Origin of the sequence: Allobosea sp. RCC_152_1 (assembly GCF_041360765.1) — a bacterium.
GTDB lineage: Bacteria > Pseudomonadota > Alphaproteobacteria > Rhizobiales > Beijerinckiaceae > Allobosea > Allobosea spartocytisi.
This window is the reverse complement of record NZ_JBFUPU010000005.1, coordinates 368,780-388,815: the sequence shown is the minus strand read 5'-3', so window position 1 is coordinate 388,815 and position 20,036 is coordinate 368,780. Positions and strand designations below refer to the sequence as shown.

Genomic DNA, 20,036 nt, shown 5'->3' with positions numbered 1-20,036 from the left:
GGACGGATAAGCGAGGGTCGGTCGCCCTTATCCGGAGAGAGCAAGGCCGGTGCCGCGGCGTGGCGCGCGCAATTCGCCTTTCAGATCAAAGGTCTGCCCATTCGCGGATGATGGTGGTGCCGTCGAGACAGCTCCAGAAACTGCCGCAAGCGACAAAGCTTGGAGGCGGCGGCGGCTCAGGCGCATGTTCGCGCCCTCCGCGCCTGAGGAGCTTGAGATACGACAGCGACGACACTCCGATCGATCGTGATCGACACCTCCTGAAACGGCGATAAGATCGCAGGGCATGGTCCTGTTCGAGTCGATCCTCGCCATCATGTTCGGGGCTGTCCTTCTCGCAGCGGGGTCGCGGCGGGCCGGTATCCCCTACCCCGTCGTGCTCGCCATCGGCGGGACGGCGCTCGCCTTCATTCCCAATGCGCCGCGCATCACGCTGGATCCGGAGCTCGTGCTCGCCCTGTTCGTCGCGCCGATCCTGCTCGATGCGGCCTTCGACAGCTCGCCGCGCGATCTGCGCCGGAACTGGCTGCCGGTGACCAGCCTGGTGTTCATCGCCGTCGGCGTCACGACCGCTGCCGTCGCCCTGGTGGCGCGGTGGTTCGTGCCCGAACTGCCCTGGGGGGCTGCGATCGCGCTGGGAGCGATCGTCGCGCCGCCGGACGCCGTCGCGGCGACGGCGATCCTGCGCAGGGTGCGGCCGCCCCATCGCATCGTCGTGATCCTCGAGGGCGAGAGCCTGCTGAACGATGCGACCGCGCTGCTGATCTACCGCCTGGCGCTGGGAGCCGTCGCGGCCGGCAGCTTCAGCGTGACGAGCGCCTTGCCGGCCTTCGCCCTCGTCACGGTGGGCAGCATCATTCTCGGCGCGCTGCTCGGCTGGGTTTCGGTGCGGTTGCTCGCGCTGTTCGGCGACCCGCCAAGCGCCATCATCCTGCAGTTCATCTCGACCTTCGGCGTCTGGATCCTGGCGGAGCGGCTGCATCTGTCCGGGATCATCACCATCGTCGTCTATGGCATCGTTCTCGCGCGTACGGCACCGGCCCGGACGAGCGCGCGGCTGCGCATCCCCTCCTATGCCGTGTGGGAGACCACGGTCTTCGTGCTCCAGGTCCTTGCCTTCGTGCTGGTCGGCTTGCAGTTGAGGCCGATCCTCGAGGGTTTCGACGCCGCGCAGCGCGTCGAAAATGCCTGGATCGCGTTCGCGGTTCTCGCAACCGTCATCGTAGTCAGGCTGACATGGGTGGCGACCTACAGGACGCTCGCCCTCCTGCGTCCGGGCCGAACCTCCGGCGCGAGCGACAAGGCGGCCTCTCTCCGGAACATCAAAGGCAGCGCCGTCGTCGCCTGGAGCGGCATGCGCGGCATCGTCACGCTCGCCGCGGCCTACGCCCTTCCCGCCGGTTTCCCCCATCGGGACATGATCCTGCTCTGCGCCTTCACCGTCGTGGTCGGCACGCTGCTGATCCAGGGGCTGACGCTTGCGCCGCTGCTGCGCTATCTCGCCATCAGCGACGATCACCCGGTCGACCGCGAGTTCGCCCTGGCGCGGAAGGCGGCGCTTGAGGCGGCGATCGAATCGCTCGAAGGCGCGCTTCCGGCGGCTGCGGCGCCGATCCGGCAGGAGTATCGCGACATGCTGGAGCAGACCGGGCGGACCGCGCAGCTCGACACCGACCATAACGCCCTGCGGCGGACGGCGCTCGCGGTTGCGCGCAAGACGGCATTCGATCTGCGGCAGCGCGGCACCATCGGCGACGACGCCTTCCACCGACTCGAGGAGGAACTCGACTGGCTGGAGCTCGGCGCTTCCCCGCGGGAGGGCACTGCATGAAGCCGCTCGATGTCGCGATCGTCGGGGCCGGAGCGGCCGGCGTGGCCGCAGGCCGGCATCTCGTCGCCTCCGGGCTCGACGTGCTTCTGATCGAAGCGACCGACAGGATCGGCGGGCGGGCGCATACCGCTTTCGGCGACGGCCTGCATTTCGACCTCGGCTGCGGCTGGCTTCATTCGGCGGATCGAAACCCCTGGGCCGCGCTGGCACCGGAGCTCGGCTTCCAGCTCGACCGAACCACGCCGCCATGGGGCGTCCAGTTTCGCGATCTCGGCTTTCCCGCGGCCGACCAGCACGCCGCGCGCGCGGCCTTCGCCCGTTTCGAGCAGCGCCTGCGTGAGGCGCCGCCCGGCAGCGATCGCGCCTCGGATCGTCTCGATGCCCACGACCGCTGGACGCCCTATCTCGAGGCGCTGAGCACCTACGTCAATGGCACGGAGCTGGAGCAGCTTTCGATCCGCGATTATCTCGCCTATGCCGATGCCGACAGCGGCGTGAACTGGCGCGTGAGCGAGGGCTATGGCCGCCTCATTGCCGCCGCGGCGAAGGACGTTCCGGTCGCGTTGAGCACGCCGGTCTCGGGCATCGACGCATCGGGACGCGCGTTGAGGCTGACCACCGCCAGAGGCGAGATCGAGGCGGCGCGCGTCATCGTCACCGTCCCGACCGAGGTGCTCGCCTCCGGCGGGATACGTCTGCCGCCGCGGGCTTCGGACCATATCGATGCCGCCAGTGCGCTGCCTCTCGGCCTGGCCGACAAGATCATCTTCAAATTGTCCGATTGCGACGGCTTCGAACCAGACACGCAGGTCCTGGGCAATCCGTATGTGGCGCGGACGGCAAGTTACCACCTGAGGCCGTTCGGCCGGCCGCTGATCGAAGGCTTCGTCGGCGGCGCGGCTGCACGCGAGCTCGAAGCCGATGGCGGCGCTTTCGCCGCTTTCGCGCTCGATGAGCTGGCCGGGCTTTTCGGCTCGGGGATCAGGAGCCGGCTGAAGCCGATCGCGCAATCGCGCTGGGGCCGCCAGCCTTTTGCGCGAGGCTCCTACAGCCATGCCTTGCCAGGCCATGCCGAAGCCCGGGCCATTCTCGCCGGGGATGTCGATGGCAGGCTCTTCTTTGCCGGCGAGGCCTGCTCGACGCAGGATTTCTCGACCGCGCATGGCGCCTTTCAAACCGGCCTTGCTGCCGCACGAGCCGTTCTGGCAACGCGGAAAGCTCATTTGCAGGTCTAGAGACCGGAGGAGCGTTGTCGCGGGTGTCATGCGCTCCGGCCTCACCCCACCCGGCCTTCGTCACGCGCGCGGCGTGGAGCTGGCGATGGCCGGCGCGCGCGATGCCGAGGTCATGGCCCAGATCGAGCACGCCACCGACAAGGAGGCCAAAATCTATCGCCGGCAGGCAGAGCGCCGCAGCCTCACAGGCAATGGACGAGCGAAGATCGACAACGTCATCGACCTGCGCGCCAAGCGCCGAGCCCAGAACCAAGGGTGAGTTTGTGTTTGTAAGCGGCCCTGTAACCGGGCTGCAAATGGGGCCCTCGAAAGAGAGCTAAGTAATGGCGCGCCATTCAGGATAAAACTGCGAACACCTATATACTTGAAATATCGATTTAATTTCCCTTCTTTCAGAACAGGAATCTAGAGCGTCGGCGGATCGCCGACGCTCTTCCAGGTGTCAGAAGTACCTGATCCGATCCAGCGCCTCGACGACGTCGGCCAACGAGCTCGCCTCGAAGAAGGCGATCGTCCGCTAGCCGGCATGGAATCCCGTGCGCCGCTGCCTTTCGAGCGGTGCGACGCAGGCCGTCACGAACCGACATCTTGCCAAATCGATAGAGAAGATCGCGCCTCTGCCCAGCCCTTGGGTCAAGGAATAGGCTCGCGCCTGGGCTGCCGAAACTCAGACCTTGCCCAGCGCCTGCGCCAGATCGGCCCAAATATCATCATTATCCTCGAGCCCGACCGACAGCCTGATCAGATCCTCGCCGACACCGTCAATAGGCTTTGCTTCCGGCCTCACCTGTTGGCGCGCCCTGAGAATGCTGGCGGGGTGGTTCACCAGCGTCTCGACGTCGCCCAGGCTGACACCTTTATGAGCCAGGCGAAGCCCGTCCAGCAAACGCCGTGCGCCCTCAAATCCCTGCTTCAGCCCGAAGGCCAGCATACCCGAGCCGTTCGACATCTGCCGCTTCGCCACGGCCAGGTTCGGATTGCTGTCGAGGAATGGATGGTTGACCCAGGCCACGGCACGGTGGGCCTGGAGCCTGCGCGCGATCTCCAGAGCCGACCTGCTATGAGCCTCCATGCGCAAGGGCAGCGTCTTGAGCCCCCTCAGAATCATGAGGGCAGCCATTGGCGACAGCGTCGCGCCGGTCAGATAACGCAGGCCGTGGCTGTGGAGATGGGCGATCGTCTCGCGATCGCCGAGCAGGGCTCCGCCCAGGACATCGCCATGACCGTTGATGTATTTGGTCAGTGAATGCAGCACGATATCGGCGCCGTGTTCCAGCGGACGCTGCAGCGCCGGCGAAGCGAAGGTGCCGTCGACCGCAACACGCGCTCCAACTTTCCTGGCACGGCCGGCGATCGCCCCGATGTCGAGGATTTCAGAGGTCGGATTCACCGGCGTCTCGAAATAGACGAGCCGCGTGCGCTCGGTCAGGACCGTGTCGAGATTGGCCGGGTCCGACAGGTCGACCGGCACGACCTTGATCCCGAAGCGGGGAATGCCGTCGCGCATGAGCGCCACAGTGTTGGCGTAGAGCGTACGATGCACCACGACCTCGTCGCCCTGGGAGAGCAGGCCCAGCATCAGCGTCCCGCAGGCGGCCATGCCGGTCGCAAGTGCGAGACCCGCCTCGGCGCCTTCCAGATCGGCGAGACGGGTCTCCAGGATCTCGGTCGTGGGATTGTGCTCCCGGGCATAAAGCTTGCCACCCTTGGCGGCGGCCGCATCCATCTCTTCGAGGCTGCCGAAGCCGAAGGTCGAGGTGAAGAAGACCGGGGGCGCGACGGCACCGGCGAAATCGGCGGGATCGTAGCCGTGATGAATCGCGCGCGTCGCAAACCCGGGACGATGGTTGCTTTCGGCCGGAGGCGTGGCTTTGGACATGGCGCTGCTCCTGGGAGATCGGGGTCTGTTCAGAGATCCAGCGTGAGCTGGCCATTCGCTCGCGAAATGCAGGGGATGAAGCGGCTGGCGCGGGCCGCCGAGCTCAGCACGGCGTCGAGATGGACCGGCTCGCCCGCGAGATAACCGCACTCGCAGCTGCCACATACCCCGTTCTCACAGGAGGCGAAGACCTGCACGCCTGCCGCGCGCAACACGGCCAGAACGGAGGCGTCGGCGGGCACGTCCAGCACCTGCCCGGTCGAGCGCAGCTTCACCGAGAAGGGCTCCGGGACGAAGTTCTCGTCATAGGCCGGCTGAAACGCCTCGAAATGAACGCGCTCCTCGGGCCAGTCGGCTGCGGCAGTACGAAGCGCGCCCATGAAGCCCGGTGGACCGCAATAGTAGAGATGGGCATCGCCCGGCTGACTGGCGGCCACCGCTGCGATATCGACCCGCGTCGACGGCTCATCGTCGAAATGCAGGTGGACGCGCTGCGCCGGCAGGCACTCGGCGATTTCCTGCAGCAGCGGGGCCAGTGAACGGCTGCGTGCAAAGTAGTGGAGCGCGAAATCCCCTCCGCAGGCTGCAAGTACCCGTGCCATCGCCAGCATCGGTGTGATGCCGATGCCCCCGGCTAGCAACAGGTGCGAGCCCGCCTCGGAAGACAGGCCGAAATGGCTGCGCGGCGCCGAGACCGGCAGTTCCTGTCCGGCCGCAACATGGTCGTGGAGCCAGTTCGACCCGCCGCGCCCATCGACCTCCCGCTTCACCGCGATCGCATAATGCGAGCGGTCGCGGGCATCTCCGAAGAGCGAATACTGGCGGACGCGGCCATCGGGCAGATGAATGTCGACATGAGCGCCCGCCTCGAATGCCGGCAGCGCCGGACGGCGAGGATGGCGCAGCTCGAAGATGCGCACACCGCCGGGCTGGCCGCTGACTCGGGCGACCGTCAGCTTCATGACGAGCCTCGGGCTTGCCATCGCTCAACCCTCAAGCGGCTCGATCGGATCGCCCCGCCGGATCGTCCCTCCGACTTCGATGGCGCAATTCAGGCCGGAGCGGTTGAGCAGCGCCTCGTAAAGGCGCGGAACGCCGAGCAGTTCCTCGATGTATTTGCACGGGAAATTGAGGCGGGCGCCATACAGCACGGTCTCGCCGACCCTGAAGCGCCGGCCCAGCAGGTGGTTCAGGGGCACGCCACGGGTCGTCAGGTTTCTGCGATGGTCCTCCGGAGCGAGCCGCGCCTTGATGCCCGGCATCTTCGGCTCGCCTTGCGCCAGCGCCTCGAGCACTTCCATCTCGATCAGCGTGACATCGCGGACATCTGGCTTTGGCGAGTATGTCCCGGTGCCGAGGAAATACCGGTCGCCCTCGATACCTCGGCCCGCCACGAGCCTGGCCTCGGAAAGCTCCTCCATCTCGTAGGATGCCGAAGCGGCGATATGGATATGCTCAAGTCGGCCTGACCAGCTCAACGTCATGGGAATGCCACCGCAAAGAAATAGGCAACGAGTTGCCTATTTCTTATCGCGTTGTCCAAGCCGGGGCAACAGGCGATCACTCGCAAGACCGACATAGTCGCCAAGCCACCGCCGGTGGAAAGCGCCGAATGTCTATCCCGCGGCCCGGAATTCACCCCGCGCGCGACCCGGATATGCTGCGGATTGCCTCGACGACCCGCGCGACCTCTTCTTCAGAATTGTAGTAATGGGGCGAAATCCGCACGACCGGAGGCAGCTGCCGCGCGGTTGCGTCGATGGGCGTGCTGGAGGGCGGAGATACGGAGACGTTAATCCCCTCCCCGGTTAAACGGCGCATGACCTCTGCCGACTCGAGGCCATCGATCGTCAAGGATATGATCGCGGCCTGGCGGCGCCCGATGTCGCGCAGCTGAACGCCCTTGATCCCACCGATCTCCTGGCGAAGCGTTTTCGTCAGTTCCGCACAGCGAGCTTCGATCGCCGCCAGTCCGATCGCCAAGGCGTAATCGACCGCCGCGCCCAAGCCCATGCGGGTCGAATAGTTCGTCTCCCAGGTCTCGAAGCGTCGCGCATCCGGCCGCATTTCGTAAGTGCTTCCGCTGGTCAGCGTCGCTCCGAAAAGGTCCAGCATCGCCGGCTCCGTGCGCTCGAGAAGGCCCTTTCGGATGTAGAGAAAGCCCGTGCCGCGCGGAGCGCGCAGGTATTTGCGTCCGGTGGCGGTGAGCAAGTCGCAGTTGAGTACTCGCACGTCGATCGGCATCTGCCCTGCTGCCTGGCAGGCGTCGAGCAGGAAGGGGATCCCATGCTTGCGTGCGATCCTCCCAACCTCCTCGGCCGGGTTGACCAATCCGCCATTCGTCGGGATCCAGGTGATGGCTATGAGCCGAACCCGGTCATCGAGCATCGCCTCCAAGGCCGCTGTATCAACACCGCCGCCATCTTCGTCTGGAATGACTTCGACCGATGCGCCGGTCCGCTTGGCCACCTGCAGAAAAGCAATGAAGTTCGCCGCAAACTCAGCGCTGGCCGTCAGGATCCGATCGCCTTCGCGGAAGTTCATCGAATAGAAGGCGCGCTGCCAGGCGATCGTTGCGTTCTCGGCGATGGAGATCTCTTCAGGACTGGCGCCTACCAGCCGAGCAATGGAGCCGTAGACCGAGTTGAGCTTGTCGTAATTCTCAGCCGCCGTTTCGTAGCCGCCGATCTCAGATTCCCGAAGGAGATAATCGGTGACGGCCGACAGAACTGGCGCGGGCATGAGCGCCGCGCCGGCATTGTTGAAATGAGCGCGATGTGACACGCCGGGCGTATCGGCCCTCACGGCGTCGAGATCGAGCCGGCCTGCGGTCGCTAACGTCATCAGGGAGACCTTTTCCGAGGGTGAAATGAACCGTTCCGGGCTCTCCGGAGCGATTTGGTTCGAGGGACGCCGCTATGGCCGCGGGGCGAAGCCGAGCCCGCCTGATCGCCGGAGTCCTTGGCAGAACGAAGTTGGCGAGCGGCACAGCGAAGAAGGGACAGTCACCTTTCGATGCTGACTGCAACCAGCGCGCTCGCCCCAGCCGTCAAGGCGCGAACCTGGTGGGCCAGGTGGCCGGCGAATTGCAGGAAGTCACCCGTCTGCAGCGCAATGGTCCTGTCTGCGAACTGCACTTCCAGTTCCCCTGTCAGGACGAAGAGGATCTCGGTGCCGCCATGGTCGACGCGGCCGTCGCTGCTGAATTGGGATCCGGGGAAAAGCAGGAAAGCTTCCAATCCGGGCGCTAGCCCGGCCCGGCTCAAGCTCGTGAAAGAGGAGCGATCCGGATCGGCCTGGTGTTCCGGTCTCGCCTTCGCCCTGACGACCTGGATCAGCGCGTCGTCGACCGCTTCGCCGAATAGTGTCGACACGGGAACCGAGAATGCCTCCGCAATTTTGAGGGCCGTCGCGATTGAGGCAGCCTTTTCGGCCCGTTCAACCCTCGAAAGGTAACCCTTGTTCAATCCGGTTCTGGTTGCGAGCTGATCGAGCGTCATCTTGCGCGACCTCCTCAGCGCGGCGACATGGAGGCCGAACGACCTCGCCGCCGTCTCGACCGCAGCCCCGTCGATTGCTCCCAGGCGCTTGGTCAAGACTCCTCCCTCTCGATGTCTATGCGGCTCGCCAATCGAGCTCCACGCGCCGCCCCGCGTTTTGATGGCACGCGCGGCTATGGATGGTCTAACCCGGTCAGGCGACCGACAGACCGGAACCGCTGGAGAAGGCTTAACGCAGACAACCTGTTGCCCGCAATAGCTGCCCGCTGGGCGGCTTGAGCGCCGCGCCAGGAGATACGCATGACGAACTGCCGACCGCAGACGGTCTTTCGGATGCTGGATTCCTGCACTCGCCGGCAGGACCTGACGGCACCGGGCAAAAGCTTTTTCGATTGTGCGGTAGAGGCTGACGAGGGTGAACGGGCGCTCGATCGCCTTTGCCGCACCGGTCGGTGCCTCCAGCCAAAGCAGCCTGCCAACTGCGGCAACGGCTTGGCGACGCATCGCCACACGCTATGATCGATGCGCACACACCTTCTTCTCAGCCATCTGCATCGCACCAGCCGTCATCTTCTGGCTCTGATCAATGAGTTCTGAGCTTAGACGACCAGAGATCATAGCCCTGACGAGCGCACCGTCTCGATGTCATGATGCCCGGGCTTCCAGCGAAAGCTTGTAAGGGCCGAGAACCTCGTCCAGCTCTGCTGGAAAGAATGCCGCACGCCGCGTCGCCAGACTGACGTTGACGGCAAGTTGATCCATCGTCGCGGCAATGAAGCCGTGTTCCGAATGCCGCATTTCAAGACTGGTCCACAGTCTCTTGTCGTCAGCCTTATCGATTGTCAGGCTGACCGTGAGCGGCGCGTTGGCGGTGACTTCCCTGACATAGGCGATGTTCGCCCTCACGGTGAACAATCCGAAGCCGAACCTTCGCGTATAGGCTTCCCCCACCCCGAACTCGGCGAGAATGTCGTGCCCGAGATCATCGAAGAGCTTGACGTAATAGGCCATGTTCATGTGGCCGTAGATGTCCACCCAGGACGGATCGACATGGGCGCTGCGGATGCGCGACGAGATTATGCTGCTCATGCTAGGACGATACGCGGCTGAGCGCAGGGCAACCAGCAGCTAATTGGTTCGCGTCTGGTACATTATTCGTTCGTGTTAGCGTGATTGTCCGGAAAAGTCTGGAGCAGCCATTTACGTAGCGCGGCAATCGAATTTTCGTTCCAGCGCCGTGCCTGCGTGATGAAGTAGTACCCTCCCATGCGAATATTGGTGGGCACCATTTCCTCAAGCTCCCCCCGCAGCAGGAGCTCCCCCGCCATGAGATCGCTGACGAGGGCGACGCCCTGTCCGAGAAGCGCGGCCTCGACAGCCAGGTGGCCATGCCAGAGCCGCGGCCCGCGGAGCCGAGGGGTTTCAGTAATGCCGGCATGATCGAACCAGTTCTCCCACTGCCGCGTCGATCGCTCATGGATCAGCGGCAGGTCGGTCAGGCTTGCGAGGCTGGCCGCCTCGGGATGCTGCGCCTTGAACGAAGGGCTGGCGACGGCAAGAATCCGGGGACGGAAGAATATCTCTCCGCGCAGCTCGTCGGGAAAGCTCGGGTTTTCCAGATAGTTGATCTCGGCATCGACGTCGCCCTGGCTGAAATCAGGCCGCGAGGAAATGGGCTGTAAAATGATCTCGCGCCCGCCCAGGAACTCCTCGATCTCGTGCAGCCGCGCGAGCAGGCGTCGCGATGCGAGACCAGCCATGCAACAAATGTGGAGAGCGTCGCTGCTGCCGCTCCACAACTCGCCTGTCGCGTCCGCGATGAGATCGAGAGCGTGCCGCATCTGGACGGCATAGCGCTTGCCCTCCCGCGTTAACGCCAGGCCCCGCCCCGACTTCTGCACGAGTTTGATCCCGATCGACAATTCGAGGTTCTGGATGTGGCGGGAGACGACGGTATGCGAGACAGCCAACTCGTCGGCTGCGCCCCTAACCGTACCCGTCCGTCCAAACGTCTCGAATGCACGCAACGCCAGCAACGGCGGAAGGCGGCGGCGCATCGAGAACTCTCCTAACCGTCAGCTGCACCAAACAGCGATCACAAATACCGATTTGCCGCCCAGATCAAGCAGATCCGGCAAGGCCGTCAAGCATAATTCGGTGCGCTCCATGCACCAATCTGGGGATTTCAAACTGCTTGTCGGGTCGAGGGAACGCCATACGCTCCAAGTCTCTGCAACCGGGGTCATTATGAGTGAACGACACGTCGATGAAGGCCTCGATCGTCGGGGCGTACGAGTCGCCTCGCAGGCAAGCACCCCGCCTGCATCCCTTCGCCTTGCAGATGGAATGCATATCGGGAGCCTTGGCGGATGCCGGCCTCAGCCTGTCCGACGTTGACGGCCTGTGCGTGGCGGCCGGTGACTGGGCTGAGGGCGGCGGCGTCAGCAGCCTGACCGAGTTCGCCGAATATGCCGGCATCAGGCCGACCTATTTCGACAGTACCGATGTCGGTGGCTGCTCCTACATCGTTCACGCCGGCCATGCTGCGGCGGCCATTGCAGCCGGGCTCGCCGATGTCGTCGTCATCAGCTACGCCTCCTGCCCGCGCTGGTGGCCGCTGACCACGCCCTCCTTCGACCCGTTCGTTTTTCCAGCCGGTCCCGGCCAGTTCGAGCTGCCCTATGGGCCGACATTGATCTCCACCTACGCCATGTTCGCACAGCGCCACATGGCCCTTTACGGTACGACCTCCGAGCAGTTGGCGAAGGTCGCGGTCACCTTTCGGCAGCATGCGGCGAACAATCCTGACGCGCGCTTCCGCGCTCCGCTGACGGTCGACGACGTTCTTGGGTCTGCGATGATCGCGACACCGCTGCGCAAGCTGGATTGCTGCGTGGTCACGGATGGCGGAGGCGCCATCGTGATGACCAGCCGGGAGCGGGCGCGCGATTGCCGATCCAGACCCGTTCACCTGGCGGGTTTCGGGACGGCCGTAGCACGGACGCAGATCAGCCAGATCGACCATGATCTGACCACGCCGGCCGCTATGTCCGGGCCGCGCGCCTTTGCCATGGCAGGCGTCAGCCATGCCGATATCGACGTCGCCCAGCTCTACGACGCATTCACGATCACGCCCATGCTGGCGCTCGAAGATCTCGGTTTTTGCGCGAAGGGCGAAAGTGGCGCCTTTGTCGATGACGGCCATCTGGCTCTCGGCGGCCTACTTCCCTCAAACACGGATGGCGGTGGCCTGTCCTCCAATCATCCCGGCAAGCGCGGCATCTTCGCCATGATCGAAGGTGTGAGGCAGCTCAGGGGCGAGGGGCCGGGCGTTCAGGTCCCCGATGCCGAAGTCGCCCTCGTGCACGGTCTGGGTGGGACCTTCTGCGCTGCCGCGACAGCAATCCTGACGGTCTAGGGGAAACCATGACAGCGCTGAGTTCCCCCATCACCGATATCGTGTCCGACCCCTTCTGGCAGGCTACGCAAGCTGGAAAGCTGCTGATCCAGCGCTGCCCGGTGACGGGACGCCACCAATGGTATCCCCGCGCGCACTCGCTATACGCGCCCGAAGCGACGCCGGAATGGGTCGAGGCCAGCGGGCGCGGCACGGTCTTTTCCTTCTCCACCATCCATCGCGGCAACGGGCCCATGGACACCCCCTATACCTGCGCCCTGGTGATGCTCGAGGAGGGCGTGCTCATGCTGTCGCGACTGGAGGGAATCGCCGAGGACGAGGTGCAGGTCGGCATGCCGGTCGCAGTCGCCTTCACGTCATTGCCGGATGGCATCGCCCTGCCGATATTTCGCAGCCGGCAGACATGACGATGACCGTCCCCTTTCTTGAAATCGAGGCGGGCCGGGCCGCCACATCGGCGCGGGTCACCGTCACGGAGACCCATATCGTGCTCTTCGCGGGCCTGACCGGAGATTTCAACCCGCTGCACATGGATGCAGCGTTCATGGCCGACAGCCCCTATGGCAAGCGCATCGCCCATGGCATGCTCGGCCACTCGCTCAGCACCGGCCTGCGCTCGGCCATCGATGACTGGGCGATCGAGGCGTTCCTCGAGACGCAGCGCCGCTTCGTCGGCCCCATCTTCGCAGGCGACACGATCCATTACGAAGCGAAGGTCACGGAGACCCGCGAGAGTCGCTCGAAGCCGGGACGCGGGATCGTCCGGGTTGCCATGACGCTCAAGAACCAGCGCGGCGAAACCGTTCAGGAAGGCGAGGACGTGCTGCTTGTCGGCCCCGGTGCACAGAAAGATCCGCCATGATATCGCGCCGTCTCGAAGGTCATACCGCATTCGTCACCGGTGGCGCCGGCGGGATCGGCTCCGCGATCTGCGAGCGCTTTGCCAGCGAGGGCGCGCGCGTCGTCGTCGCCGATCTGGACCTCGATCAGGCCGTCGAGCTTGCCGAGCGCCTGGTCGCAAAGGGCCAACCCGCCCATGCGGTCGCGATCGATGTCGCGAGCCGCGACAGCTGGAACACCGCCATAGCCTCCCTGCCGGCCGCATTCGGAGAGGTCGATATCATGGCGAATGTCGCCGGCATCGTCCGCGACAGGTCGCTGACGAAAATGACCGACCGCGAATGGGATCAGGTCATCGACGTCAGCCTGCGTGGGACATGGCTCGGCTGTCAAACCGCTTTTGCCCTGATCGGCAAGAAGGGCTGGGGCCGGATCGTCAACACAGCCTCGACGGCGATCTTCGGATCCTTCGGCCAGGCCAATTATTCATCCGCGAAGGCAGGCATCGTCGGCCTTACCCATACGGTGGCGCTGGAGGGCGCCAAACGCGGCATTCTCGCGAACGCCATCGCTCCCGGCATCGTCGAGACTGCCATTCTGGCAGATGTGCCGGCTGCGCTCCGGGAGGACTGGATCGCGAAGATGCCGCTCGGCCGGACGGCCCAGCCTTTCGAGATCGCTTCGGTCGCCGCCTTCCTGGCTTCCGATGATGCGAGCTACGTCACCGGCCAGGTGATCGTCGTCGATGGAGGCGCGACGACGGGCGACTACTGATCAAGGCTTCAAAAAAGAGACGCTTCAAAATCAAACAGGGGAACCAGCCGATGACGACGTTCAACAGAAGACATGTCCTGCTGGCAGGTGCCGCAGGCATCGCCGCCTCCGCCACTCGCATCCTGCCAGCCAGCGCCGCGGACGACGCCCTCTATGCAGCAGCGAAAAAGGAGGGCGCGCTCAACCTCTACTGGGGTTCATACGAGCAGAAGACGATCGAGGAAATCCGCGATGCTTTCAAGGCGAAGTACCCTGGGATCGAGGTGAACCTGCTGCGGCAGGCGTCCCAGACGGTCTACACGCGCCTGCGCCTGGAGATTCAGAACAATGCGGTCCAGTGCGACTCGCTGGGCACGACCAACCTGCTCCACTACATCGATCTGAAGAAGATCGGCGCGATCCAGCCGCACAAGCCGGCCGATCTCGAGATGGTCCCAGCCGATTTCCGCAGCCTCGATCCAGACAACGCCTTCCATGTCGGCGCCATCAGCCTGACGACGATCAGTCAGTCCTCGAAGGTCGCGGCCCCGCCGAAGTCCTGGCAGGCCCTGCTCGACGCGCCCTGGGCCGGCAAGATCACCACCGGCAGCCCGGCCTTCTCGGGCGACGTCGCGAGCTGGGTCGTTGCGATCCGCAAGAAATACGGAGACGACTACCTGAAAGCCTTCGCCAGGCAGAAGCCCAAGGTCGGCCAGTCGAACGTCGATACCGTGACCGACATTCTCTCGGGCGAACGTTCCGTCGGTTCGGGGGCTCCCTTCAGCTACTCGCTCGCGCAGAAGGTTGCCGGAAACCCGATCGACGTCACCGTTCCCGAGGATGGCGCCATCCTGAATCTCGGCTTGGTGGCCGTGCCGGCCAAGGCGCCCCATCCGAATGCCGGCAAGCTTTTCACGGATTTCCTGTACTCGGTCGAGGTGTCCCAAATCCTGTCGAAGAACTTCTGGCCGACGCTGCGCACCGACGTGCCCTGGGCCGAGGGCCGCACACTGCAATCGATCAAGTGGTATCGCAACCCGGTCGACAATCTTGCAGCCGAGGTTGCCGAGGGCATCGCCAAGTGGAAGGAGATCGTCGTCTGACGATCGAGCACGCGCGGCACCTGAGTTCTCGCCGGAGATTCATCTGCAGCGGCTGCGTCTTTGGGGTGCAGCCGGCTTTGATCATGTTCAAGTCAGAAGAGTATCCATGACCTTGTCGTTTCCCACGATGCCGGTCCGGTCAGCGTCCACTGGCTCCCAGCGCCATCACATGCTGCGCTGGACCGTTCTTGCGGCACTTCTCGTGGCGCTGTTTTTGCTGGTGGTCCAGCCGCTCGGCTGGATTCTGTACAACAGCCTGCATGACGACGACACCGGCCTCTGGACGCTGGGCAACTATCGCCAGATCTTCGCCTCCGCGACGCTGATGAAGCCCGTGCTCAATTCGCTTCTGCTCGCGAGCGCCGTCGCCGTTCTCTCGACGCTTCTCGGCGTGCCTCTGGCCTGGCTGGTGGCGCGGACCGATCTGCCGGGCCGCTGGTTCATCCGCGTGCTCACCCTGGCTGCCTTCGTCACGCCGTCCTTCATCGGCGCGCTCGGCTGGATTCTGCTCGCCGCGCCGAACTCCGGCTGGCTGAATGTCGGCTGGCGGGCGGTCACGGGCAGTCAGGCGCCCCTGATGAACATCTATACAATGACCGGCACGATCTTCGTCTGTGCGATCTACACCGTGCCCTATACCTTCACCATGGTGTCGAGCGCGCTCGACGAAATGGCGGTCGAGCTCGAGGACGCCGCGACCACGCTCGGCTCCGGCGTCGTGCGGACCATGATCACCGTGACCATCCCCTTGGTGATGCCGGCCGTGCTGGTCAGCTTCATCTTGTCCTTCATTCAGGGCATGACGCTGTTTGGCGTACCCGCCTTCCTGCTGACGCCGAGTGGCACGCTCGTGGTCACCACGAAGCTTGCCGAATTCTACCAGCTCTTCCCGCCCGCCCTGTTCCTGTCGGCGGCCTATTGTCTGCCCCTCGTCATCGTCACGGGCGGCCTCTTCTATGCCAGGCACAAGATCCTGGGCCGCAAGCAATTCGTCACCGTGGGTGGAAAGGGCAGGGCCGGCCGGCTGATCCGGCTGAAGACATGGCGCCTGCCGGCCCTTGCCTTCGCCCTGGTCGTGCCGGTCACGGCCGTTGTGCTGCCCTATGTCGCGATCGTGCTCGTATCGCTGAGCAAGGCCTGGGGCCTCGGCCCGGTACCGGGCAATCTGACCTTCCACTGGTATCGCTGGGCTATCATTGAAAACACCGAAACCCAGCATGCGATCGTCAATTCGCTGCTCTATGCCGCAGTTGCGGCGAGCGTCTGCGTGCTGCTGGGCATCATCGTCGCCTATATCGTCGAGCGGCGGCTGCTTCGCTGCGCGGGCCTGCTCGCCGCGCTGGTTACGATCCCGATCATCATTCCTGGCATCGTGCTCTCGGTCGGCTTCTTCTCCGCCTATACCCGACCGCCGCTGAATTTCTACGGCACCGGCACCATCGTCATCGCCGCCTTCGTCGCGACCTTCCTGCCGATCGCCTATTCGCAGGCGGGCTCGATCCTCAAGGGGATCAGCCCCGATCTGGAGCGCGCTGCACGTAGCGTCGGAGCCAGCGAAGGCCGCGCCTTCACCGCGATCACGGTGCCGCTGATGCGTGGCGGCCTCGTCGCGGCCTGGCTCCTCGTCTTCATCCCGATCATGCGCGAACTTTCGGTCGCCATCTTCCTCGTCTCGCCGAAGACCAACGTCATGACCACCCTGATCTACAACTACAAGGACGGCGGCAATTACGAAGCCGTCTGTGCTGCGAGCACCCTGCTCCTCGCCGCCACCCTCATGATCGTCCTGCTTGCCCGTTTCATCACGGAGGGAGCCGCTCGCCGGAGGCGCAATGCAGCCTGCCTCGGAGACGTCCCATGAGCGAAATCCACATCAGGCAACTCAGCAGGTCCTATGGCACCTATCAGGCGCTGAAGTCTTGCGATCTGGTCATTCCTGACGGAGCCCTGCTTGCGCTGCTCGGACCCTCGGGCTGCGGGAAATCGACGACACTACAGCTTCTGGCCGGGTTCGACACGCCGAGTTCCGGCGAGATCTGGGCCGACAAGGAACTGCTTTCCAGCCCTCGGAACGTGATCCCGCCCGAGCATCGCGGGATCTCGCTGGTTTTCCAGAATTATGCGGTCTGGCCGCACAAGACCGTGGCCGAGAACGTCGCCTTCGGCTTGAAGTTGCGAAAGCTGAGCAGGTCCGAGCTCGAGGCCCGGCTCAACAAGGCGCTGGACACGGTCCGCCTCGGCGCCTTGCGCGATCGCTATCCCTTCGAGCTGTCGGGCGGCCAACAACAGCGCGTCGCCCTCGCACGGGCATTGGCGGTCGAGCCGAATATCCTCCTGCTCGACGAACCCCTGTCCAATCTCGATGCGCATCTGCGCGAGGAGATGCGTTTCGAGATCAGGCGCGTCCATGACGAACTCGGCATTACCACTGTCTATGTGACGCACGACCAGGGCGAGGCGCTGGTCACGGCTGACAAGGTTGCCGTGATGCGGGCGGGCGTGGTTCAGCAGTTCGGCTCGCCCGAGGAGATCTTCGAAAAGCCGGCGAACACTTTCGTTGCCTCCTTCATTGGCAGCAACAACGAGATCAAGGGCGTGAAGGAAGCCGGGGGCGCGATCCGCATCGGTGCGACGACCCTTCACGCGGAGGACCGCAGCAGTGTAGCGCCCGGCCAGCCGGCGGTTCTGTGCATTCGCCCGTCCCGGCTGCAGCTATGCGACGCGACAATACCCCATAATCGACTGGACGGCGTCGTGAAGCGAAGCGCCTATCTGGGCGAATATCGTGACGTCCTGATCGATCTCGCCGACGGAGGAAGCGTGAGAGCCTTCGTCGCGCCTCATCTGCGGCCATCGATCGGGGAACCGGTCTGCGTGCATCTGCCGCCCGCCGCCTGCCAGATCCTGGATACGCCCCAGTAGAGCATTTTCAAGCGAAGCGGATACCGGCTCGCGTGAAGAAAATGAGATAAATCAAAGATCTAGAGCATTTCAGCGATTCGGAGAGACGCGGAAATGCTCTAGCGGCGAAGACCATTCAGCTCGATCGGATTTCACGCATGACGAAGCATCACGAAGACGCACCTCTGTTGAGGCAACGCAAGGGCGACGTCGAGTGGCTGATCTTCAATCGGCCCCAGGTTCGCAACGCTTTGTCCTCGACGATGGAACAGGCCTTGATCGAGGCGGTCGACGCGATCGCGCGGGACGGCAGCGCCAAGGCCGTGGTCTTCACCGGCATGCGCGGCGAGAAACCTGCCTTCATGGCGGGGGCGGATGTGGGCTCGCTGGCAAAGGCTGCCAATCCCGAGGAGGCGATCGCGCTCGAGCGCGAGGCCGAGGCGTTGATCGTGGCGATCGAGGCGCTCCGGATTCCGACCGTCGCGGCCATGGCGGGCGCCTGCGTCGGCCAGGGCGCGCTGCTGGCCTCGGCCTGCGATGTCCGCATCGCTGCGCCCTCGCTGCGTTTCGGTTTTCCCATCGCCCGCACCGTCGGCAATTGCCTGAGCCTGATGAACTATGCCCGCCTGATTTCGATGCTGGGCGAAGCGGCGACCAAGGAAATGATCTTCAGCGCCAAGTTGCTCGGCGCCGACGATCTGCTGGCCACGCGCTCGATCCGCGCCGTCGTCGGCGACGATGAGATCGATGATCGGGCCCAGGAGGTTGCCGAGGCCCTGACCAGGCTCGCGCCCCTCACGCTTTGGGCCACGCGCCAGGCCCTGCTGCGGCTGCGCAACCACGGCGTACCGTCGGACTGCGACGATGATATTCTCGCCGCCTGCTACGGATCCCGGGACATGCAGGAAGCAATCTCCGCCTTCCTCGCCAAGCGCGAGCCGCAATGGCTCGGCCGCTGAGTTTTGACACCTGAAGAGCGTGAAGAAAGAGGCCGGACACGGATGTCCGGCCTCTTCTCGCATGACCGCGCCTTGCCTGAGCGAATGAACTCTGGCGTGGGCCTCAGATGACCGCCTCGGCACGCAGAGCCTCGATGTCTTCAAGCGAGAATCCCAGATCCTGCAGAATTGCGTCGCTATGCTCACCCAGCTCCGGCGGCGCCGTCTCCTCGGGGAGCGGCGTCTTCGGCATCTGGATGGGAACGCCGACGAAGCGGCGGCCTGATCCGGCGGGAATCTCGGCAATCATGTTGCGCGAGACAACCTGCGGATCCGAGAGCGCTTCGGGAACGGAGTTGATGGCGCTGGCCGGCACGTCCGCCTCGTCGAGGATGGCAAGCCACTGCTCCTTGCCTCGCGTCGCGAAGAGTGCGGCGAGAACGGGCTCCAATTGGGCATGGTTGGTGGCTCTGGTCGAACCGTTGGGGAAACGGGCGTCGGTGAGCAGGTCGGGCCGTTCGAGGGCTCCGCAGAGTCGCCGCCATTGCTCGTCGGTATCGACACAAACCGCTATGGGTTCGTCTGCCGTGGCGAAGGCTTGGAACGGTGCGATCAGCGGATGGCGGCTGCCGAGCCGGCGAGGCTCCTCGCCGGCGTTCAGATAGCGTGCAATCGCGTTCTCCATCAGCGCGAGCTGGCAGTCCAGCATAGCGACGTCGACGAAGGTGCCGCGCCCCGTCCGTTCGCGCTGCTGCAGCGCCGAGAGCACCCCGATCGTCGCAAAAAGGCTCGATCCGATATCGCCGATCGAGGCGCCGACGCGTGCGGGCGGTCCTGCCTCTTCCCCCGTGATGCTCATCATGCCCGACAGGGCTTGCGCGATGGCGTCGAAAGCGGGCTTGTGCTTGTAGGGTCCGGTCTGGCCGAAGCCCGAGATCGACGCATAGATCAGCCGAGGGTTGATCGTCGCGGCAGCATCATAGCCAAAGCCGAGCCTGTCCATGACGCCGGCGCGGTTGTTCTCGACGAAAACGTCGGCACCCGCCAGCAGCTTGGCGAAAACCTCTTTGCCCCGTTGGTTCTTGAGATCCAGCGTCAGGCTCCGCTTATTGCGGTTGACGCTCATGAAATAGATGCTCTTCTCGTCCCGGAACGGAGCGATGATGCGCGTGAAGTCGCCCGCCCCGCGCCGCTCGATCTTGATCACGTCGGCGCCGAGAGCTCCCAGCAGCCAGGTGCAATAGGGACCTGCGAGCATATGCGTCGCGTCGATCACGCGAATGCCGGATAACGGGCCGCGCGAAGCGTCGTCTGCGCTCATGGTGGCAAAGCTCCTTGGATCGTTCTGTCGCCGGTTCGGCAACGTGACTCTCCTGGAACGCATCGAACGGAACAATCAGCAATTTGGGACGGATCAGATACTGAAAATGCACCGATCCCAGACACCGTCATGAGATTTTCTCACGGCATCGCATTGGCGGCGCTTTACGCGGCCTGCTCTGCATCAGATCGCCTCCCCATTTACATTCCAGACTTTAGGGAATGGGGGAGCATCGACTGGGTGGAGCCGCCGGTGTGCGACGCACAAGCATCAATTGTGCATTAATTAGACCAATTTCTGCACTAAAAGCTGATAGA

At 64.2% G+C, this 20,036-nt stretch carries 19 protein-coding genes and 1 pseudogene; 12 read left to right on the top strand and 8 right to left on the bottom strand.

Annotated features, from left to right (window positions below; translation table 11 throughout):
* The first annotated feature begins 286 nt into the window (after nucleotides 1–286).
* Genes AB6806_RS19025 through AB6806_RS19015 form a run of 3 tightly spaced genes read left to right on the top strand, consistent with a single transcriptional unit; the run spans nucleotide 287 to nucleotide 3,325 of the window.
* Nucleotides 287–1,831, top strand: coding sequence for a cation:proton antiporter (locus AB6806_RS19025; RefSeq protein WP_370955189.1), 1,545 nt, complete (start codon nucleotides 287–289; stop codon nucleotides 1,829–1,831).
* Nucleotides 1,828–3,066 (top strand): flavin monoamine oxidase family protein, encoded by a 1,239-nt coding sequence (locus AB6806_RS19020; protein ID WP_370955188.1) that lies wholly within the window; start codon nucleotides 1,828–1,830, stop codon nucleotides 3,064–3,066. Before AB6806_RS19025 ends, AB6806_RS19020 begins: the two co-directional genes overlap by 4 nt.
* 28 nt (nucleotides 3,067–3,094) lie before the next feature.
* Nucleotides 3,095–3,325 carry a hypothetical protein gene (locus tag AB6806_RS19015; protein ID WP_113251922.1) on the top strand — a complete coding sequence of 77 codons (231 nt, stop codon included), beginning with the start codon at nucleotides 3,095–3,097 and terminating at the stop codon, nucleotides 3,323–3,325.
* 408 nt (nucleotides 3,326–3,733) lie between these two features.
* On the opposite strand, the gene AB6806_RS19010 is transcribed toward AB6806_RS19015, so the two are convergent.
* The 5 genes from AB6806_RS19010 to AB6806_RS18990 all read right to left on the bottom strand — a co-directional run bounded on the left by AB6806_RS19010 (nucleotide 3,734) and on the right by AB6806_RS18990 (nucleotide 8,541).
* A complete protein-coding gene (locus AB6806_RS19010; protein WP_370955187.1) occupies nucleotides 3,734–4,945 on the bottom strand; it encodes a trans-sulfuration enzyme family protein in 1,212 nt (403 codons plus the stop codon).
* A gap of 29 nt (nucleotides 4,946–4,974) precedes the next feature.
* Nucleotides 4,975–5,907 (bottom strand): PDR/VanB family oxidoreductase, encoded by a 933-nt coding sequence (locus AB6806_RS19005; RefSeq protein ID WP_370955186.1) that lies wholly within the window; start codon nucleotides 5,905–5,907, stop codon nucleotides 4,975–4,977.
* A 24-nt stretch (nucleotides 5,908–5,931) separates the two neighbouring features.
* Nucleotides 5,932–6,423 carry an MOSC domain-containing protein gene (locus tag AB6806_RS19000; RefSeq protein WP_370955214.1) on the bottom strand — a complete coding sequence of 164 codons (492 nt, stop codon included), beginning with the start codon at nucleotides 6,421–6,423 and terminating at the stop codon, nucleotides 5,932–5,934.
* 157 nt (nucleotides 6,424–6,580) lie between these two features.
* Nucleotides 6,581–7,789: an aminotransferase class V-fold PLP-dependent enzyme gene (locus tag AB6806_RS18995; RefSeq protein WP_370955185.1), complete on the bottom strand. Its 1,209-nt coding sequence runs from the start codon at nucleotides 7,787–7,789 to the stop codon at nucleotides 6,581–6,583.
* A 161-nt stretch (nucleotides 7,790–7,950) separates the two neighbouring features.
* A complete protein-coding gene (locus tag AB6806_RS18990; protein ID WP_370955184.1) occupies nucleotides 7,951–8,541 on the bottom strand; it encodes a helix-turn-helix domain-containing protein in 591 nt (196 codons plus the stop codon).
* A 397-nt stretch (nucleotides 8,542–8,938) separates the two neighbouring features.
* Here AB6806_RS18990 and AB6806_RS18985 point away from each other — a divergent pair.
* A pseudogene (locus tag AB6806_RS18985) lies at nucleotides 8,939–9,028 on the top strand (IS5/IS1182 family transposase); the annotation flags it as partial.
* 62 nt (nucleotides 9,029–9,090) lie between these two features.
* Here AB6806_RS18985 and AB6806_RS18980 read toward each other — a convergent pair.
* Together AB6806_RS18980 and AB6806_RS18975 are read right to left on the bottom strand one after the other, a co-directional pair.
* The gene (locus tag AB6806_RS18980; RefSeq protein ID WP_370955183.1) at nucleotides 9,091–9,534 is read right to left on the bottom strand and encodes an acyl-CoA thioesterase; all 444 of its coding nucleotides are present in this window, start codon (nucleotides 9,532–9,534) and stop codon (nucleotides 9,091–9,093) included.
* Between the two features lie 62 nt (nucleotides 9,535–9,596).
* Entirely contained in the window at nucleotides 9,597–10,502 is a 906-nt protein-coding gene (locus AB6806_RS18975; protein ID WP_370955182.1) for a LysR substrate-binding domain-containing protein, read from the bottom strand.
* A gap of 209 nt (nucleotides 10,503–10,711) precedes the next feature.
* Here AB6806_RS18975 and AB6806_RS18970 point away from each other — a divergent pair, with 209 nt between their 5' ends.
* The 8 genes from AB6806_RS18970 (at nucleotide 10,712) to AB6806_RS18935 (ending at nucleotide 18,419) form a co-directional block, all read left to right on the top strand.
* Complete coding sequence (locus AB6806_RS18970; protein WP_370955213.1) at nucleotides 10,712–11,863, top strand: thiolase C-terminal domain-containing protein; 1,152 nt, start codon at nucleotides 10,712–10,714, stop codon at nucleotides 11,861–11,863.
* A gap of 8 nt (nucleotides 11,864–11,871) precedes the next feature.
* The gene (locus AB6806_RS18965) at nucleotides 11,872–12,270 is read left to right on the top strand and encodes a Zn-ribbon domain-containing OB-fold protein (RefSeq protein WP_370955181.1); all 399 of its coding nucleotides are present in this window, start codon (nucleotides 11,872–11,874) and stop codon (nucleotides 12,268–12,270) included.
* Nucleotides 12,267–12,725 carry a MaoC/PaaZ C-terminal domain-containing protein gene (locus AB6806_RS18960; RefSeq protein ID WP_370955180.1) on the top strand — a complete coding sequence of 153 codons (459 nt, stop codon included), beginning with the start codon at nucleotides 12,267–12,269 and terminating at the stop codon, nucleotides 12,723–12,725. The genes AB6806_RS18965 and AB6806_RS18960 overlap by 4 nt, the downstream gene beginning before the upstream one ends.
* A complete protein-coding gene (locus AB6806_RS18955) occupies nucleotides 12,722–13,477 on the top strand; it encodes an SDR family oxidoreductase (RefSeq protein ID WP_370955179.1) in 756 nt (251 codons plus the stop codon). Before AB6806_RS18960 ends, AB6806_RS18955 begins: the two co-directional genes overlap by 4 nt.
* Nucleotides 13,478–13,527: 50 nt before the next feature.
* On the top strand, nucleotides 13,528–14,559 hold the full coding sequence (locus tag AB6806_RS18950; RefSeq protein ID WP_370955178.1) for an ABC transporter substrate-binding protein: 1,032 nt from the start codon (nucleotides 13,528–13,530) through the stop codon (nucleotides 14,557–14,559).
* Nucleotides 14,560–14,665: 106 nt separating this feature from the next.
* A complete protein-coding gene (locus AB6806_RS18945; protein WP_370955177.1) occupies nucleotides 14,666–16,420 on the top strand; it encodes an ABC transporter permease in 1,755 nt (584 codons plus the stop codon).
* Complete coding sequence (locus tag AB6806_RS18940; protein ID WP_370955176.1) at nucleotides 16,417–17,481, top strand: ABC transporter ATP-binding protein; 1,065 nt, start codon at nucleotides 16,417–16,419, stop codon at nucleotides 17,479–17,481. The genes AB6806_RS18945 and AB6806_RS18940 overlap by 4 nt, the downstream gene beginning before the upstream one ends.
* 137 nt (nucleotides 17,482–17,618) lie before the next feature.
* Nucleotides 17,619–18,419: an enoyl-CoA hydratase gene (locus tag AB6806_RS18935; protein ID WP_370955175.1), complete on the top strand. Its 801-nt coding sequence runs from the start codon at nucleotides 17,619–17,621 to the stop codon at nucleotides 18,417–18,419.
* Between the two features lie 103 nt (nucleotides 18,420–18,522).
* Here AB6806_RS18935 and AB6806_RS18930 read toward each other — a convergent pair whose 3' ends face one another.
* A complete protein-coding gene (locus AB6806_RS18930; protein WP_370955174.1) occupies nucleotides 18,523–19,719 on the bottom strand; it encodes a CaiB/BaiF CoA transferase family protein in 1,197 nt (398 codons plus the stop codon).
* Nucleotides 19,720–20,036 lie beyond the last annotated feature (317 nt).

What these genes read in the sequence shown, in the direction of transcription:
- AB6806_RS18955 (WP_370955179.1), top strand. Translation starts at nt 12,722, where the DNA reads ATGATATCGCGCCGTCTCGAAGGTCATACCGCATTCGTCACCGGTGGC.
- AB6806_RS18945 (WP_370955177.1), top strand. Translation starts at nt 14,666, where the DNA reads ATGACCTTGTCGTTTCCCACGATGCCGGTCCGGTCAGCGTCCACTGGC.
- AB6806_RS19005 (WP_370955186.1), bottom strand. Translation starts at nt 5,907, where the DNA reads ATGAAGCTGACGGTCGCCCGAGTCAGCGGCCAGCCCGGCGGTGTGCGC.
- AB6806_RS18975 (WP_370955182.1), bottom strand. Translation starts at nt 10,502, where the DNA reads ATGCGCCGCCGCCTTCCGCCGTTGCTGGCGTTGCGTGCATTCGAGACG.
- AB6806_RS18970 (WP_370955213.1), top strand. Translation starts at nt 10,712, where the DNA reads ATGAAGGCCTCGATCGTCGGGGCGTACGAGTCGCCTCGCAGGCAAGCA.
- AB6806_RS18960 (WP_370955180.1), top strand. Translation starts at nt 12,267, where the DNA reads ATGACGATGACCGTCCCCTTTCTTGAAATCGAGGCGGGCCGGGCCGCC.
- AB6806_RS18950 (WP_370955178.1), top strand. Translation starts at nt 13,528, where the DNA reads ATGACGACGTTCAACAGAAGACATGTCCTGCTGGCAGGTGCCGCAGGC.
- AB6806_RS19015 (WP_113251922.1), top strand. Translation starts at nt 3,095, where the DNA reads ATGCGCTCCGGCCTCACCCCACCCGGCCTTCGTCACGCGCGCGGCGTG.
- AB6806_RS18930 (WP_370955174.1), bottom strand. Translation starts at nt 19,719, where the DNA reads ATGAGCGCAGACGACGCTTCGCGCGGCCCGTTATCCGGCATTCGCGTG.
- AB6806_RS18965 (WP_370955181.1), top strand. Translation starts at nt 11,872, where the DNA reads ATGACAGCGCTGAGTTCCCCCATCACCGATATCGTGTCCGACCCCTTC.
- AB6806_RS19020 (WP_370955188.1), top strand. Translation starts at nt 1,828, where the DNA reads ATGAAGCCGCTCGATGTCGCGATCGTCGGGGCCGGAGCGGCCGGCGTG.
- AB6806_RS19025 (WP_370955189.1), top strand. Translation starts at nt 287, where the DNA reads ATGGTCCTGTTCGAGTCGATCCTCGCCATCATGTTCGGGGCTGTCCTT.
- AB6806_RS18980 (WP_370955183.1), bottom strand. Translation starts at nt 9,534, where the DNA reads ATGAGCAGCATAATCTCGTCGCGCATCCGCAGCGCCCATGTCGATCCG.
- AB6806_RS18940 (WP_370955176.1), top strand. Translation starts at nt 16,417, where the DNA reads ATGAGCGAAATCCACATCAGGCAACTCAGCAGGTCCTATGGCACCTAT.
- AB6806_RS18935 (WP_370955175.1), top strand. Translation starts at nt 17,619, where the DNA reads ATGACGAAGCATCACGAAGACGCACCTCTGTTGAGGCAACGCAAGGGC.
- AB6806_RS18995 (WP_370955185.1), bottom strand. Translation starts at nt 7,789, where the DNA reads ATGACGTTAGCGACCGCAGGCCGGCTCGATCTCGACGCCGTGAGGGCC.
- AB6806_RS19010 (WP_370955187.1), bottom strand. Translation starts at nt 4,945, where the DNA reads ATGTCCAAAGCCACGCCTCCGGCCGAAAGCAACCATCGTCCCGGGTTT.